The sequence below is a fragment of the Streptomyces sp. LN549 genome, from assembly GCF_043203805.1.
Taxonomy (GTDB): domain Bacteria; phylum Actinomycetota; class Actinomycetes; order Streptomycetales; family Streptomycetaceae; genus Streptomyces.
In genome coordinates this window covers 5,629,796-5,646,372 of sequence record NZ_JAZHRI010000002.1, presented here as the reverse complement: position 1 = coordinate 5,646,372, position 16,577 = coordinate 5,629,796, and the positions used below count along the sequence as shown (strand labels likewise).

The following is a 16,577-nucleotide window of genomic DNA, read 5'->3' as shown; positions in this document are numbered from 1 at the left end:
CGACCTGACGATAGAGTCACATCACCCTCATCCGGTCGTCGTCGTACAGAAAGGTGCGCTCCGATGTCCGAGCATCATCTGCCGTCCCAGCTGGAGGTCTCCCCGGAGGCCCCCGACCGCAACCTCGCCCTGGAGCTCGTCCGGGTCACCGAGGCCGCCGCCATGGCCGCCGGGCGATGGGTCGGCCGCGGGGACAAGATCGGCGCCGACGGCGCCGCCGTGAAGGCCATGCGGACCCTCGTCTCCACCGTGTCGATGAACGGCATCGTCGTCATCGGTGAGGGCGAGAAGGACGAAGCCCCCATGCTGTTCAACGGCGAGCGCGTCGGCGACGGAACCGGCCCCGAGGTCGACATCGCCGTCGACCCGATCGACGGCACCACCCTGAACGCCAAGGGCATGCCCAACGCGATCGCCGTGCTGGCCGCGGCCGACCGGGGCGCGATGTTCGACCCGTCCGCCGTCTTCTACATGGACAAGCTGGTCACCGGCCCCGAGGCCGCCGACTTCGTCGACATCAACGCCCCCGTCTCGGTGAACATCCGCCGGGTCGCGAAGGCCAAGAACTCCATGCCCGAGGACGTCACCGTCGTCATCCTGGACCGCCCCCGCCACGAGGGCATCGTCAAGGAGATCCGGGAGACCGGCGCCCGGATCAAGTTCATCTCCGACGGCGACGTCGCGGGCTCGATCATGGCTGCCCGCGAGGGCACCGGCGTCGACCTGCTCATGGGCATCGGCGGCACGCCCGAAGGCATCATCTCGGCCTGCGCCATAAAGTGCCTCGGCGGTGTCATCCAGGGCAAGCTCTGGCCGAAGGACGAGGCCGAGCGGCAGCGCGCCCTGGACGCCGGACACGACCTGGACCGGGTGCTGTCCACGGACGACCTGGTCAGCGGCGACAACGTGTTCTTCGTGGCGACCGGCATCACGGACGGCGAGCTCATGCGTGGCGTGCGCTACCGCGCGGAGACGGCGACCACCGAGTCGATCGTCATGCGTTCCAAGTCGGGCACCATCCGCAAGATCGACTCCACCCACCGGCTGTCGAAGCTGCGCGCCTACAGCGCGATCGACTTCGACCGCGCGAAGTAGCACCCCTTCCGGGGCCGCTCGGACCAGGGCCCGGGTGCGCCACGCACCCGGCGCCTGCCCCGGCCCGTCCGCTCGAAGAGGCGCCCCCCATGTGCGGTGGGGGCGCCTCTTCGAGCAGGCGGGTCCGGCCCGGTGGACGACGACGGGAACGAGCGGAAGGCGAGTGACCGACCGGGCCAGTCAGCCGGCCGCGGCGATGCGGCCGGTCGCGCCGGCTGCCTTGAGCTCGGCCTCGCGCCGCCTGCGGCGGGCGAGCGCCACCCGGCGTTCGGCAGCCGTGAGGCCGCCCCAGACCCCGTAGGGCTCCGGTTGCACCAAGGCGTGTTCTCGGCATTCGATCATCACGGGGCAGCGCGCGCAGACCCGCTTCGCGGACTCCTCGCGCGACAGTCGGGCAGCAGTCGGCTCCTTCGACGGGGCGAAGAACAGCCCGGCTTCATCCCGGCGGCACACCGCCTCCGAGTGCCAGGGGCCGGCCTGGTCCTCCCGAGCGGGGACCCGCTGGGGAGGGATGGCGGCGACCTGCAGGGGCTGATGCGGCAGTTGCAGCACGGTCCACTCCTGACGACGGCTTCGCGAGCGAGAGACGATGCAGCACTCCCTACCCGCTGTGCGCGCGCCTATGCACTGAGTGGCACTCAGTTCCGGACCACGGAATTGCGGTCGAGCATATTTCCGTCCGAATCCGCGCCCCGCGCACCGCCGTGCACCGTCGCGCCGACCTCAGTGACCGAGGTGTTTGCGCAGCCGGTCCTGCAGATCCGCAATGAACTTGCCGCGCTTGGGCTTCGCCTCGACGCTGCCGAACACCGAATAGCCGTTGACGGCCACCACCGGGGCCTCCGGATCCGCCGATTCCAGCGTGACGACTTCGAAATTGCCGAAGACTCCCGACCCGCTGCCGCGCAGCGAGATGTTCTCGGGAACCCGGATCTCCACGCTTCCGAAGATGGAAGTCGCATTGATCACGGTGAGCCGCTGGCCGAACAGGGCCTCGGTCAGATCGATTTCCACACTGCCGAACAGCGAGAACGCGTTCATGCGCCCGCTGACCCGCCAGCGCCCCTTGCGGCTGGCACTGCTGAAGATCGCCACCAGGTTGTCGACGGGACCCGTCGGCGCCTCGGGGGGGCTGTCGTACGTGGCGCCGACGGCCCTGGGGGTACCACCCGGCGCCGGCAGGTCCCGTACCAGCGGTTCGAGTTCCCCGACCGTCTTGGCGCGGTAGACGGAATCGACCCGCTCGGCATGCTCGTCGGCGGTCAGCCGGCCCTCGGCCATCGCCTCACGCAGGATGTCCGCGATCCGGTCGCGGTCCGCGTCGGAGGCACGGATGACGTCGGATTCCGCCCGCGCGGTGGGCTGCTGAGGGTGCTTTTCGAGGTCCACCGGCCCAGCGTACCCAAACGCGATAGATCGCGACTAGGGGGCAGCCGGGCGCGGCGCGCACGTGTATCGCGATCCGCCCCGCCCGGCGAGCGCCCGGATCCGGTGAGCCCTACCTCACAGACTCGCCGCCCCCGCGGGGTCCTACCCTGGTGGGTGCGCTGCCCAAGGGAGGTCAGCCGCTGCCTGTCGAGTGAGGAATGGCCGTAATGCCAGAGTTTGCGTACTCCGATCTGCTCCCCCTGGGAGAGGACACCACGCCGTACCGCCTGGTCACCGCCGAGGGTGTGTCCACCTTCGAGGCCGACGGACGTACGTTCCTCAAGGTCGAGCCGGAGGCGCTGCGCACCCTGGCCGCCGAGGCCATGCACGACATCTCACACTATCTGCGGCCCGCACACCTGGCGCAGCTGCGGCGGATCGTGGACGACCCCGAGGCGTCGTCCAACGACAAGTTCGTCGCGCTCGACCTGCTGAAGAACGCGAACATCGCCGCCGCGGGCGTGCTGCCGATGTGCCAGGACACCGGCACCGCGATCGTCATGGGCAAGCGCGGACAGAACGTGCTGACGGCGGGCGGTGACGAGGAGGCCCTGTCGCACGGCATCTTCGACGCGTACACCAAGCTCAACCTGCGCTACTCGCAGATGGCCCCGCTGAACATGTGGGACGAGAAGAACACCGGCTCGAACCTCCCGGCGCAGATCGAGCTGTACGCGACCGACGGCGGCGCGTACAAGTTCCTCTTCATGGCCAAGGGCGGCGGCTCGGCCAACAAGTCGTTCCTCTTCCAGGAGACCAAGGCGGTCCTCAACGAGGCCTCCATGATGAAGTTCCTTGAGGAGAAGATCCGTTCGCTGGGTACGGCGGCCTGCCCGCCGTACCACCTGGCGATCGTCGTCGGCGGTACGTCGGCCGAGTTCGCGCTGAAGACCGCGAAGTACGCCTCCGCGCACTACCTGGACGAGCTGCCCACCGAGGGCTCCCCCACCGGTCACGGCTTCCGGGACAAGGAGCTGGAGGAGAAGGTCTTCGAGCTGACGCAGAAGATCGGCATCGGGGCGCAGTTCGGCGGCAAGTACTTCTGCCACGACGTGCGCGTGGTCCGTCTCCCCCGGCACGGTGCCTCGCTGCCCGTCGCCATCGCCGTGTCCTGCTCGGCCGACCGCCAGGCGACCGCGAAGATCACCGCCGAGGGCGTCTTCCTGGAGCAGCTGGAGAAGGACCCGGCGCGCTTCCTCCCCGACACGACGGACGAGCACCTCGACGAGGCGGGTGACGTCGTGAAGATCGACCTCAACCGGCCGATGGACGACATCCTCGCCGAGCTGACCAAGTACCCGGTCAAGACCCGGCTCTCGCTGACGGGCCCACTGGTCGTGGCGCGCGACATCGCGCACGCCAAGATCAAGGAGCGGCTGGACGCGGGCGAGGAGATGCCGCAGTACCTGAAGGACCACCCGGTGTACTACGCGGGTCCGGCGAAGACGCCCGAGGGTTACGCCTCCGGTTCCTTCGGTCCGACGACGGCCGGCCGGATGGACAGCTACGTCGCCCAGTTCCAGGCGGCGGGCGGCTCCAAGGTGATGCTGGCGAAGGGCAACCGGTCCAAGCAGGTCACCGACGCGTGCGACGCGCACGGCGGCTTCTACCTCGGGTCCATCGGCGGCCCGGCGGCCCGCCTCGCGCAGGACTGCATCAAGAAGGTCGAGGTCGTCGAGTACGAGGAGCTCGGCATGGAGGCGGTCTGGAAGATCGAGGTCGAGGACTTCCCGGCGTTCGTCGTCGTCGACGACAAGGGCAACGACTTCTTCACCGAGCCGGCCCCCGCCCCGACGTTCACCAGCATCCCGGTGCGCGGCCCCGGCCTCGGCTGACGGGCAGACAGGTCCCGAGGGGCGTCCAGGCCGCGGCCGGGGCGCCCCTCGGCCGTCCAGCAGGCCCGGGCCGGTTCGTCCTGGCGTACGAAGCCGCCTCGGGCGGTACGGGATCATGGTGGCGCTCAACCCCGACCGGCCGCGGGTGGTCCGCCCGCCAGGTCCGCCACGAAGAGCGTCATGCTGCCGAGCGAACTCCCTCTCGATCACCGGGCGTTCGCTCGTGGTGGTGGCCGGATTCGCCTCGGCGGGTTTCGTCGTACCGCTCGGGCGTCCACACCGCGCGGGTGGAGAGCCCCGGCTTCGGCGCCGGCACGGCCCGGACGAAGGGCACTCGACCGCTTCGGTCCGCCGAGCGTCGTCGGCTGGTCCCGCGGCGTGGCTCCGCTGGCGGCGGCGGTGTCCTGGTCCGGATGACGGGTCAGCGCAGGGCGGCACCGAGTCCGCCGGCACCGTGACGGGCCGCACGGCGGGCCCGCGTACGGCGAAATTCAGCCAATCTCGCAAAGCCCCGACCGGTGGCGCCCACACCGCCTTCGCCACCGGATCACGCCTCGGACGAGGGCCCGCGCCCGAGGCCGCTCGCCCGGACGTGCGGTCCGGACCGCGTATCGCCGCCCCGGAGGGTTCCGCACCGCCCGCCCGAGCGGCGGCCGCACCGCCGCTTTCTCGCAGGTGGACGTCAGCGCGGCTTGCGGGACACCGGGCCGATGCGGTGAGTTGTCCGGAATCCCCGGCGAACTGCGCCCCCACCCCCGCACCCCGGAACGCTCCGCCTCCCAGCCCGGACGCCGGGACCCCGACACCCCGTCATCCGAACCCCTCACGCCCGAGCCACACCCTCACCGTCCCACTCCGAAAAGGCGGACACCGCATGACGCCGGTCCCTCACCGCAGCCACAACGACGACCTGCTCTCCTTCATCAGGGCCAGCCCCTCCCCGTACCACGCCGTGGCGAGCGCCGCCCAGCGCCTGGAGAAGGCCGGCTTCCGTGAGCTGCGCGGCACCGACGACTGGACGGGCACCACGGGCGGCAGTTTCGTCGTCCGCGGCGGCGCCCTGATCGCCTGGTACGCCCCCGAGGGCACGCCCGCCCACACACCCTTCCGGATCATCGGCACCCACACCGACTCGCCGAACCTGCGGATCAAGCCCACCCCCGACACGAGCTCCGCCGGCTGGCGGCAGATCGCGGTGGAGATCTACGGCGGGGTCCCGCTCAACACCTGGCTCGACCGCGATCTGGGCATCTCCGGCCGGCTGGCCCTGCGCGGTCCCGGCGGCCGGACCGACTCCCGGCTCGTCCAGATCGACGAACCACTCCTGCGCGTGCCCCAGCTGGCGATCCACCTGGACCGTTCCGTCAACGACGGCCTCGCCCTGGACCGGCAGCGTCACATCGCCCCGGTCTGGTCGCTCGGCGCCGCCGAGGAGGGGGCCCTGCTGCGCCGGGTCGCTGCGGCGGCAAAGGCCGAGCCGGACGAGGTGCTCGGCTGGGACCTGATGCTCCACGACATCCAGCCCCCCGGATACCTGGGCGCGGAGCGGGAGTTCCTGGTGTCCTCGCGGCTGGACAACCAGGTGTCGGTGCACGCGGGTGTCACGGCACTGGCCGCCGCGGCAGCCTCGGCCGAGGAGCCCGCGTACATCCCGGTCCTGGCGGCCTTCGATCACGAGGAGGTCGGCAGCGGCTCCGACACGGGTGCGCAGAGTCCGCTGCTGGAGAACGTCCTCAGCCGTTCCGTGACGGCCCGGGGCGGCAGTTCCGAGGACTGGTCGCGGGCGCTGGCGGGCGCCTTCTGCGTCTCGGCCGACATGGCGCACGCGGTCCACCCCAACTACGCGGAGCGCCACGACCCCGACCACCGCCCGCTGCCCAACGGTGGCCCCACGGTCAAGGTCAACGTCAATCAGCGTTACGCCACCGACTCGACCGGAATCGCGGTGTTCGCGTCTGCCTGCGAGCGGGCGGGCGCGCCGTGGCAGCCGTTCGTCTCCAACAACGCGATGCCGTGCGGCACGTCGATCGGTCCGCTCACCGCGGCCCGGCTCGGTGTGCAGACCGTCGACGTGGGGGTGCCGGGCCTGTCGATGCACTCGGCGCGCGAGATGTGCGGGGCGGACGACCCGGGGCACCTGGCGGCGATCCTGGGCGCGTTCGTGACCGCGGGCTGACCCCGGACACGGGCACGGCGGTACGGGGAGGGGCCGGTCGCGGCTCCTCCCCGTACCGCGTGATCCGAGACGGAGGACCTACGCGAAGCGCTGGCTCGCGCTTCCGTCGCAGGGCTGGAGCCTCAGCGGGTCATGGGCCCCCGCCAGGGTCGCGCACAGCCCGGTCGAGGCGGCCGGGCGCAAGGTGCCCGACTGCCGGACGAACTGCTGGTTGGCCGCTCCCGAGCAGTTGTAGAGGATGAGCGCGGCGCCCGCCTTGTAGTCCGCGCCCGGTACGTCCAGGCAGCGGTCGTGGCTCAGCTGCGGACGGACGTTCTTGGTGGCGGAGTCGTACCACCAGCCCTGGTTGCGTCCGCCGTGGCACTCCCAGCCGGTGATGCCGGTGTTGTTGCGGGTGACAGACGCGGGGACGTCCAGGCAGCTGCCCGTGGCCTCGCCGCGCAGGGGCTTGAAGAGGTCGTCCCAGGCCGCGGCCTGCAACACGGGCTTTCCGGTGCTCGCCGGGTCGGCGCAGCTCGCCTCGCGCAGGCCCGAGTTGTAGATCTGGGTCAGGCAGGAGGCGAAGGCGCCGTGGCCGGCCGCGTTCGGGTGGAAGGACTGCCGGACGGAGTTGGAGTCCGGCGGGAAGTGCGAGAGGTCGATGAACAGGCCGCGGGCCCAGGTGGACTCGCTGCACACCTCGTGGCCGTGGAAGAGCCGGGAGTTGTCCAGGTAGACGGCTCCGGTGTCGGCGGCCGCCTTGCGCATGCCCCGCTCGAAGGCGGGAACGGCGGCGTTGCGGCCCCAGGCGGCGTCGGAGTCGTATCCGGCGCAGCCGCCGGGAAGCTTGCCGGGGAAGTTCGGGTTGTCGTAGAAGTCCGGGCCGATGGGGCTCGGATACCCCATGACGACGAGCTTGTAGTCGCCGTCGGTGTACCCGGCGCCGCTCATGACCGTCTTCAGGTCGCGCACCGTCTTCTCGACCTTGGGGACGAGCCCGTCGACGCGGGCCTGCCAGCCGCCCTCGTACTTGGGCTGGCAGGTCCCCTGGAGGAGGACCCAGCGCTGGACGCAGTCCGTCATGACCGGGCCGAACTGGAGGTCGTCGTTGGCACCCGCCACCAGCACGATCATCTTGATGCGGGTGTTGCGCGCCTTGATGGCGAGGTTGTCGCTCTGCACGAGCTCGTCGGCGTACTGCTTCGAGCCGCCGATGACGATGTTGCCGGTGTACGCGCCGGAGCAGGAGACGTTGTACGTGACGTCGGCCTGGATGCCGGTGCGGTGGATGGCGGAGTCGGGCGAGCGGTGGCACCAGTTGTCGGGGCCGTTGGTGCCCGCCTCGTACGTGCCGACGCCCTCGCCCGAGATCTCGCTGTCGCCGAGCGAGATGAGTCCGGTCTTGCGGTCGGCGAGCGGGCGCTCGGCCGGGTCGCCGTACAGCCGGGTGGCCTCGGCGGCGCGGATGGCCTCCAGTTCGGGCGACAGGGCGGTGGATGCGGTACTGGTGGTACCGGGCTGGGCAGCGCCCGCCGGTCCCGCCGCGGCGGTCATGCCGCCCAACGCCGCCGCCATGGCCGCGACCGCCGCGACCGTACATCGGAGTCGGGGTCCGGTACGTCTCATTGCGCCTCCCGAGGTTGTTGTTACCCCCGGTATTTACTGGCCGGTAGACAACTTGGGAATACATAGAACAAGACAAGTGCTCATCTTTTTCAGGAGGTTGATCGACGATGGCCGAGCAAACAGGCGAGGGATACCGCATCGAGCACGACTCGATGGGCGAGGTGCGAGTGCCCGCCGACGCGAAGTGGCGGGCCCAGACCCAGCGGGCCGTGGAGAACTTCCCGATCTCCGGACAGCGCCTGGAGCGGGCGCACATCGAGGCCCTCGCCCGCGTCAAGGCCGCCGCCGCCAAGGTGAACGCCGAGCTGAAGGTGCTCGACCCGGAGATCGCCGGGGCCATCCAGGAGGCCGCGGCGGAGGTCGCCGAGGGGCGCTGGGACGCGCACTTCCCGATCGATGTCTTCCAGACAGGTTCCGGCACCTCGTCGAACATGAACACCAACGAGGTCCTGGCCACACTCGCCACCGAGCGCCTCGGCCGCGACGTCCACCCCAACGACCACGTGAACGCCTCGCAGTCCTCCAACGACGTCTTCCCCTCCTCCATCCACATCGCCGCGACCGGCGCGGTGACGGGTGAGCTGATCCCGGCCCTGGACCATCTGGCGGCGGCGCTGGAGCGCAAGTCCGCCGAGTTCGCGGACGTGGTGAAGTCGGGGCGTACGCACCTCATGGACGCCACCCCCGTCACCCTCGGCCAGGAGTTCGGTGGGTACGCCGCCCAGATCCGCTACGGCATCGAGCGGCTGCGCGCCTCGCTCCCCCGCCTCGCCGAACTGCCGCTGGGCGGCACGGCCGTCGGCACCGGCATCAACACCCCGCCCGGCTTCTCCGCCGCCGTCATCGCCGAGGTCGCCCGCGTCACCGGGCTGCCGCTCACCGAGGCCCGGGACCACTTCGAGGCGCAGGGCGCGCGGGACGGCCTCGTCGAGACCTCCGGCCAGCTCCGCACGATCGCGGTCTCCCTCACCAAGATCTCCAACGATCTGCGCTGGATGGCCTCGGGTCCGCGCACCGGACTGGCCGAGATCAGCCTCCCCGACCTCCAGCCGGGGTCCTCGATCATGCCGGGCAAGGTGAATCCGGTCATTCCCGAGGCCGTGCTGATGGTCGCCGCCCAGGTGACGGGCAACGACACGACGGTGGCCGTCGCGGGCGCCGCGGGCAACTTCGAGCTGAACGTCATGCTCCCGGTCATCGCGAAGAACCTGCTGGAGTCCGTCCGGCTCCTCGCCAACGTCTCCCGGCTGCTCGCGGACCGCACCGTCGACGGCATCACCGCGAACGTGGAGCGGGCCAGGGAGTACGCGGAGTCCTCACCGTCCGTCGTCACCCCGCTGAACAAGTACATCGGCTACGAGGAGGCCGCGAAGGTCGCCAAGAAGTCCCTGGCCGAGCGCCGGACCATCCGCGAGGTGGTGCTGGCCTCGGGATATGTCGAGCGCGGCGACCTCACCGTGGAACAGCTCGACGAGGCGCTGGACGTGTTGCGCATGACTCGTCCGTGACGTGCATCGCTGCGTCCGGGGGGCGCGCTCACTAAGATCCCTCCATGACAGGTACCGGAGAGACCGAGCGCTGGGCGCCGGGTGATCAGATCCTGTGGCGCTACCGCGGCAACGGACCGCTGCGGCACGGCCCCGGGCCCGGCCGGACCCCGAACCCCGTACACATCTGCCGTCCCGTCACCGTCGTCCAGGACACCGACGAGCTGCTCGCAGTCTGGGTCGCCCCCGGCACCGAGTGCGTGAAGCCGGTGCTGGCGGACGGCACCGAGGTGCACGCCGAGCCGCTCGCCACCCGGTACACGGCCCCGCGCACCACCGCCCGCTCGCCCTGGCTGGGCAACGGGGTGCTGAAGCTGGCCCGGCCCGGCGAACCATGGTCCGTCTGGCTGTTCTGGGAGCTGGGCTGGGAGTTCCGCAGCTGGTACGTGAACCTGGAGGAACCGCGGACCCGCTGGGCCGGCGGCATCGACTCCGAGGACCACTTCCTCGACATCTCGGTCTACCCGGACCACAGCTGGCTCTGGCGCGACGAGGACGAATTCGCCCAGGCCCAGCAGGTCGGCCTGATGACCCCGGCCGCCGCCCGGCAGGTGCGTGCGGCGGGACGGGCGGCGGTCGGGGTGATCCGCGACTGGGGGGCGCCGTTCCGGGACGGCTGGGAGGACTGGCGGCCCGATCCGCGCTGGCGGGTGCCCGTGCTGCCCGCCGACTGGGACCGGCTGCCGGATGACTGGGACCGTACCCCCTCCCCCATGCCGTCGTGAGACCCTTGATGCACCCGAGGGGGGCAAACGTAGGATCGTCCCGAGAAGATCGGCTCCGCCCCAACCGACGGGCGTGGCACACGACCTGACCATGAGTCACCGCACACGTTGCAAGCTTCATGAACCGCATCAGTCGTACGAGTCGCACGAGTTGCCTGAATCGCATGAGCCACGACGAGGGGGTGGAGACGTGCCGGTTGGCCGCCGCCCGGACGCCGGAAACGTTGTCAGCGACACCCTGTGCGGACATCCGGTTTCGGCCCCGTGTCCCGGGGCACGAGATGTCAGCCGTTGTGATTGCCGCTCATGCCGGGGCACAGTAGCGCTCCACGAGGTGATTGCCTCATACAACCGGCCCGGACGGACGGAACCCCACGCGTGACGGAGCACCCCACCTCCCACGAAGGCCGGCAGCCTCTCGCAGCCCGGCCGCAGGAACGCACCCGACCGCGGCAGCGCGACGCCGCGTCGGCGGCGGCCCCTGCCACCGCGGCGATCCCGGCTCCGGCCATGAGCCCCGGGCAGGCCCCGACCGGCCCGGGTCCCGCGGCCGGCCCCGACCCGCAGGCCGCGGCCCGTCGCGAGGGCGACCGGCTGCGCTTCGTGGGGGCCGCGACCAGGCGGATCGCCCGCGGGATAGACCTGGACGAGATCGTTCTGGGGCTGTGCCGGGCCAGTGTGCCGACGTTCTCCGACGCCATACTCGTCTACCTCCGCGACCCCCTGCCGGTCGGCGACGAGCGGCCCGTCAACCCGTTCGTGCTGCGGCTGCGCCGCTCCGACCGGCTGCGCCTGAGCGACGAGAACACCGAGAACCTGTCGGAGACCGAGCGGCTGCGGCTGCCCGCCGTCGACCCGCAGGCCGATCTGACACCCGCCTCCGAACTGTGCGAGGTGCTGGCCGGTGGCGCGCTGGCCGAGGTGCTGCGCGGGGTGCGGCCGGTCTTCGGCGACTCCGCCGCGGCCCGGGTCGCGCTGCCGGAGCTGCTCGGCGCGGACCGTGTCGTGCCGTCCGGGCACCGGGCGATCCTCGCCCCGCTGCGTGGCCGGCGCCGGGTGATCGGCGCCGCGGTCTTCCTGCGCGGCACCGAGCGCGCGCCCTTCGAGGCCAACGACCTGCTGGTCGCGGCCCAGCTGGCGACGCACACGGCCCTCGGCATCGACAAGGCCGTGCTGTACGGCCGCGAGGCGTACATCGCCGACGAGCTCCAGCGCACCATGCTGCCCGACTCGCTCCCGCAGCCCACCGGCGTCCGGCTGGCCTCCCGCTACCTCCCCGCCGCCGAGACGGCCCGGGTCGGCGGCGACTGGTACGACGCGATCCCGCTGCCCGGCAGCCGGGTCGCCCTGGTCGTCGGCGACGTCATGGGCCACTCCATGACCTCCGCCGCGATCATGGGCCAGCTGCGCACCACCGCCCAGACCCTGGCAGGGCTCGACCTGCCGCCGCAGGAGGTCCTGCACCACCTCGACGAGCAGGCCCAGCGGCTCGGCAGCGACCGCATGGCGACCTGCCTGTACGCGGTGTACGACCCGGTCGCGCACCGCATCACCATCGCCAACGCCGGCCACCCGCCGCCCGTCCTGCTCCACCTGGGCGGCCGCGCCGAGGTGCTGAAGGTGCCACCGGGCGCACCGATCGGCGTCGGCGGAGTGGACTTCGAGGCCGTCGAGCTGGACGCGCCCGCGGGTGCCACCCTGCTCCTCTACACCGACGGTCTGGTGGAGTCGCGGCTGCGGGACGTCTGGACGGGCATCGAGCAGCTGCGCGAACGGCTCGCCGCCACGGCCCGGCTGACCGGCCCCGACCACTCGCCGCCGCTGGAGGCCCTCTGCGACGACGTGCTGGACATGCTCGGCCCCGGCGACCGGGACGACGACATCGCCCTGCTCGCCGCCCGCTTCGACGGGATCGCGCCGAGCGACGTGGCGTACTGGTTCCTGGAACCGGAGGACTCCGCCCCGGGCCGGGCCCGCAGGCTGGCCCGCCGGGCACTCAGCCGGTGGGGACTCGACGACCTGTCGGACTCGGTGGAGCTCCTGGTCAGCGAGGTGGTGACCAACGCCGTGCGGTATGCGGAGCGGCCGGTGACCCTGCGGCTGCTGCGGACCGACATCCTGCGCTGCGAGGTCGGCGACGACTCCCCGCAGCTGCCCCGGCAGCGCCGGGCGCGGGACATGGACGAGGGCGGCCGCGGTCTGTTCCTGGTGAACCGGCTGGCCCGGCGGTGGGGCGCGACTCGTCTGTCGACCGGCAAGGTGGTCTGGTTCGAGATGCCCACCCGGGGGCAGTGACCGGGCCCTTGCGGGGGCCACCCGGCTGCGGGCCGTCGGCCGGAACGCGGAAAACGGGCGGTGCGCGAGGAGGAGTCCTCGCGCACCGCCCGTTCCGGCGACCGGTCGCTCAGCAGATCAACGCGTCACGGGGTTGTCGTTCTCCGGCCGGTTGTTGCCCCCGGGATCCAGCGGGAGTTCGGGGCTGGCGGACGAGCCCGGTTCGGTCGACGGGCCGGTGGGCGGCTCGGTCGTCGGCTCCCCCGTGGGGGTGGCGGGCGGCGTGGTCACCGGCGACTCGGTCTCCGCGGGCGGCTCGGTCGTGGGTTCCTCGGTGGTCGGCTCGTCGGACGGCGTGGTCTCTTCGGAGGGCGACGTGGTCGCGCTCGGCGAGCTGGTGTCCGGCGGCGGGGTGACCGCGGCGCCCATGTCGGTGTCGAGCACGAACTTGCCCGGTTCGCCCATGGCCTTCGCGGTGAAGTCCGCCCAGATCTCGGCCGGGAAGCCGCCACCGTTGACGCGACCGCCGCCGCCTGCGCCCTTCAGGGTCACCTGGTCGTACTTGTGGATCTTCTTGCCGTCGTCGCCGGTGCGGGCGAAGGCCGCTTCGCCGAACAGGCCGACCGAGGTGACGAGATCGGGGGTGTAACCGGTGAACCAGGCGGACTTGTTGTCGTCCGAGGTACCGGTCTTGCCCGCGATCTGCTGGTCGGCGAGTCCCTCGGCGTTCCGTACCGCCCTGTGGGCCGTACCGTCGTCGACGACCCCGGTCAGTACGGAGGTCACGGAGTCCGCGGCCTGGCGGCTGATCACCTGGTCGCCGATCGCGTCGGGCATCGGCACCGGGTCGTCGCCCTGGTGCACGGCCGACTTCACGATCTGCGGGGTGACCTTCTTGCCGTGGTTGTCGAGCGTGGCGTAGATCCCGGCCATCTCCATCGGGCTCGCGCCCATGGAGCCGAGCGTCTGCGCGGGCACGGCATCCAGGCCCTTCACGTCCATGCCGAGCTTGCCGGCGGTCTGCATCACCCGGTCCATGCCGACGTCCACGCCCATCTGTGCGAAGACTGAGTTGATGGACTTGTTCATCGCGGTCTGGACGGTGACCGAGCCGTAGTTCTGGTCGTCCTCGTTCTCCGGGGCGAAGGCGACGTCACTGCCCACGACCGGCCGCTCACTGGTGCCGTCATAGCGGGTGTTGGCGGTGATCGGCTGATCCTCCTGCGTCACCGACTCCTGGTCGAGGGCCGCCGCGAGAATGACCGGTTTGAAGGTGGAGGCGGGCTGGTAGTCGGTCCGGGCCGCGTTCGACGCCCAGTGTTCGTTCTGGCCTCGCCCGCCGTACAGCGCGAGCACCGCACCGGTCTTCGGATCCACCGAGACGGCACCGGCCTGGATGTCCTGGTCGAGCTTGCGCTTCTTCGTGTCCAGGTTGTCGATCAGCTTCGTCTCGACCGACTTCTCCAGCTGCTGCTGCTTCTTCTTGTCGATGTTGACGGTGATCGTCCAGCCGCCGAGGTCGAACTGCTCGCTGCTGAGGCCCGTCTCCTCCAGCACCGCCTTGCGGGCCGCATCGACGATGTACCCCTTCTGCCCCGCGACCCCGTTCAGCGGCTTGGGGTCCTGCGGAACCGGGAACTCCAGGCCCTGGCGCTCGCCGGCGTCCAGCCACTTCTCTTCGACCATGTTGTCCAGCACGTAGTTCCAGCGCTCCTTGACGAGCGCCTTCCCCTTCGGGCCGGCGACGGCCCAGTCGTACTGGCTGGGTGCCTGGAGCAGGGCGGCGAGGTAGGCGCCCTGGGCGACGTTCAGGTCCTCGGCGTCCTTGCCGTAGTACGCCTGTGCCGCGGCCTGGATGCCGTAGGCCTGCCGGCCGTAGAAGCTGGTGTTGATGTACCCGGCGAGGATCTCCTTCTTGCTCCGCTTCTGGTCGACCTTCAGCGAGATGACCAGCTCTTTGAGCTTCCGGGTGACCGTCTGGTCCTGGTCGAGGTAGTAGTTCTTGACGTACTGCTGGGTGATGGTCGAGCCACCCTGCTTGCCCTTGCCGGAAACGGTGTTGATCAGGCCGCGGGCCGTGCCCTTGAAGTCGACACCCTGGTCGTCGTAGAAGGACTTGTTCTCAGCGGCGACGAAGGTCATCTGGACCTCCTTGGGCACCTGCGCGAGGTCCACGATCTCTCGGTTGACCTCGCCCGTCCTGGCCAGCAGGGTGCCGTCGGAGTACTTGTAGATGTTGCTCTGCAGCTTGGCCTGGGCGTTGCCCTCGGGCACGTCCACGAGCATGTAGAGGGCGGCGAAGGCACCCATGCCCAGCAGGCAGACGGTGAAGGTGGCGCCCAGTAGTTTCCGCCAGGTGAAGAGTCTGCGTATGCCGCCGCTCTTCCCGGCCCGCCGCGACCCGCGCCGCTGGGCTCGTCGCGCATCCGCTCGACCCATTGCTGTGTTGCTCCCGTTTCTCTGCTCGACCGGATCAGCTCGGACCTGCCAGCTAACACCGTTGGCAAGGACAAAAAGCGAGCGATCCCGCATTTTCCGGACGTGACAATCAGCACCCGTTCCCAAGGGAACCGACTCACGAGAGGTGCGCAGGGTTGCGAAAACCATTAATGTGTAATCACATTGCTAGCGAACAGCTAGCCACGTGAAAACGGGGGATTCCATGACCGAACCGCTCAACCCGCACGCGCCTGCCGGACCGCAGGCCGACCTCACGCCGGACGCGCCCGAGATGCCGGAACCGCAGGTCCGCGAGACGACGGCGCACAGCATCGCCGGCGGCCTCGGACTCCTGCTGACCGTGATCGGGGTGATCGCCGGCGTCGGCCTCGCCATCCTCGGCGGCGTCATCGGGTCGAACGGGAACAACGCCGTCGGCATCCCGCTGTGCATCCTGGGCGTGCTGCTCGTCATCGCCTCGTTCTTCTGCATGGGCGGCGTGAAGATGGTCGCACCGGGCGAGGCGAGGGTGATCCAGCTCTTCGGCCGGTACGTGGGCACGATCCGCACCGACGGCCTGCGCTGGATCAACCCGCTGACCTCCAGCCGCAAGATCTCCACCAGGGTCCGCAACCACGAGACCGCCGTCCTCAAGGTCAACGACGCCTACGGCAACCCGATCGAGCTCGCCGCGATCGTCGTCTGGAAGGTCGAGGACACCGCCCAGGCCCTCTTCGAGGTCGACGACTTCCTGGAGTTCGTCGCCACCCAGACCGAGGCGGCGGTCCGGCACATCGCGATCGAGTACCCGTACGACGCCCACGACGAGGGCGGCCTCTCGCTGCGGGGCAACGCCGAGGAGATCACCGAGAAGCTGGCCGTGGAGCTCACGGCGCGGGTGCAGGCAGCGGGCGTACGGATCATCGAGTCCCGCTTCAGTCATCTCGCGTACGCCCCCGAGATCGCCTCCGCGATGCTCCAGCGCCAGCAGGCGGGAGCGGTGGTCGCGGCCCGGCAGCTGATCGTGGAGGGAGCGGTCGGCATGGTCGAGATGGCCCTGACCCGGATCGCCGAGCAGGACATCGTCGAGCTCGACCCCGAGCGGAAGGCTGCCATGGTCAGCAATCTGATGGTGGTGCTGTGCGGCGACCGCGCGGTGCAGCCGGTCCTCAACACGGGCACTCTCTACCAGTGACGGATCAGACCCCGCGGCGCCGCGCGCCGCAGTCCGGGCCGCAGCAGCGCAAGCAGATGCTGCTGCGGCTGGACCCCGCCGTGCACGACGCGCTGGCGCGCTGGGCCTCGGACGAGCTGCGCAGCGCGAACGCGCAGATCGAGTTCCTGCTGCGCAGGGCACTCGCGGAGGCGGGACGACTGCCCGGCGGCGCGGCGCCGATCCCGCGCCGGGGGCGGCCGCCGAAGGCCCCGGACCAGGAGTGACCCACCGGGGCGC

At 70.7% G+C, this 16,577-nt stretch carries 12 protein-coding genes; 8 read left to right on the top strand and 4 right to left on the bottom strand.

Going from position 1 to position 16,577, the window contains the following annotated elements:
* Positions 1 to 63 precede the first annotated feature (63 nt).
* Complete coding sequence (gene glpX, locus SH922_RS25780) at positions 64 to 1,095, top strand: class II fructose-bisphosphatase (protein ID WP_219571594.1); 1,032 nt, start codon at positions 64 to 66, stop codon at positions 1,093 to 1,095.
* Between the two features lie 180 nt (positions 1,096 to 1,275).
* Here glpX and SH922_RS25775 read toward each other — a convergent pair whose 3' ends face one another.
* Positions 1,276 to 1,647, bottom strand: coding sequence for a WhiB family transcriptional regulator (locus tag SH922_RS25775; RefSeq protein WP_393060221.1), 372 nt, complete (start codon positions 1,645 to 1,647; stop codon positions 1,276 to 1,278).
* 171 nt (positions 1,648 to 1,818) lie between these two features.
* Positions 1,819 to 2,484, bottom strand: coding sequence for a DUF1707 domain-containing protein (locus SH922_RS25770; RefSeq protein WP_393060220.1), 666 nt, complete (start codon positions 2,482 to 2,484; stop codon positions 1,819 to 1,821).
* A gap of 197 nt (positions 2,485 to 2,681) precedes the next feature.
* On the opposite strand from SH922_RS25770, the gene SH922_RS25765 reads away from it, so the two are divergent.
* Positions 2,682 to 4,358, top strand: a complete 1,677-nt coding sequence (locus SH922_RS25765; protein WP_393060219.1) for a fumarate hydratase — start codon at positions 2,682 to 2,684, stop codon at positions 4,356 to 4,358.
* 874 nt (positions 4,359 to 5,232) lie between these two features.
* Entirely contained in the window at positions 5,233 to 6,534 is a 1,302-nt protein-coding gene (locus SH922_RS25760) for a M18 family aminopeptidase (protein WP_393060218.1), read from the top strand.
* Positions 6,535 to 6,612: 78 nt separating this feature from the next.
* Here SH922_RS25760 and SH922_RS25755 read toward each other — a convergent pair whose 3' ends face one another.
* Positions 6,613 to 8,139, bottom strand: coding sequence for a ricin-type beta-trefoil lectin domain protein (locus SH922_RS25755; RefSeq protein WP_393060217.1), 1,527 nt, complete (start codon positions 8,137 to 8,139; stop codon positions 6,613 to 6,615).
* A 107-nt stretch (positions 8,140 to 8,246) separates the two neighbouring features.
* Here SH922_RS25755 and SH922_RS25750 point away from each other — a divergent pair, with 107 nt between their 5' ends.
* The 3 genes from SH922_RS25750 (at position 8,247) to SH922_RS25740 (ending at position 12,706) form a co-directional block, all read left to right on the top strand.
* The gene (locus SH922_RS25750) at positions 8,247 to 9,647 is read left to right on the top strand and encodes a class II fumarate hydratase (protein WP_393060216.1); all 1,401 of its coding nucleotides are present in this window, start codon (positions 8,247 to 8,249) and stop codon (positions 9,645 to 9,647) included.
* Between the two features lie 44 nt (positions 9,648 to 9,691).
* Positions 9,692 to 10,411: a DUF402 domain-containing protein gene (locus SH922_RS25745; protein ID WP_393060215.1), complete on the top strand. Its 720-nt coding sequence runs from the start codon at positions 9,692 to 9,694 to the stop codon at positions 10,409 to 10,411.
* A gap of 378 nt (positions 10,412 to 10,789) precedes the next feature.
* A complete protein-coding gene (locus SH922_RS25740) occupies positions 10,790 to 12,706 on the top strand; it encodes a SpoIIE family protein phosphatase (protein WP_393060214.1) in 1,917 nt (638 codons plus the stop codon).
* Between the two features lie 117 nt (positions 12,707 to 12,823).
* Here SH922_RS25740 and SH922_RS25735 read toward each other — a convergent pair whose 3' ends face one another.
* Complete coding sequence (locus SH922_RS25735; protein ID WP_393060213.1) at positions 12,824 to 15,124, bottom strand: transglycosylase domain-containing protein; 2,301 nt, start codon at positions 15,122 to 15,124, stop codon at positions 12,824 to 12,826.
* 223 nt (positions 15,125 to 15,347) lie between these two features.
* Here SH922_RS25735 and SH922_RS25730 point away from each other — a divergent pair, with 223 nt between their 5' ends.
* Complete coding sequence (locus tag SH922_RS25730; RefSeq protein ID WP_393060212.1) at positions 15,348 to 16,319, top strand: SPFH domain-containing protein; 972 nt, start codon at positions 15,348 to 15,350, stop codon at positions 16,317 to 16,319.
* A gap of 56 nt (positions 16,320 to 16,375) precedes the next feature.
* Positions 16,376 to 16,564 (top strand): hypothetical protein, encoded by a 189-nt coding sequence (locus SH922_RS25725; RefSeq protein ID WP_393063690.1) that lies wholly within the window; start codon positions 16,376 to 16,378, stop codon positions 16,562 to 16,564.
* The last annotated feature ends 13 nt before the right edge of the window (positions 16,565 to 16,577 follow it).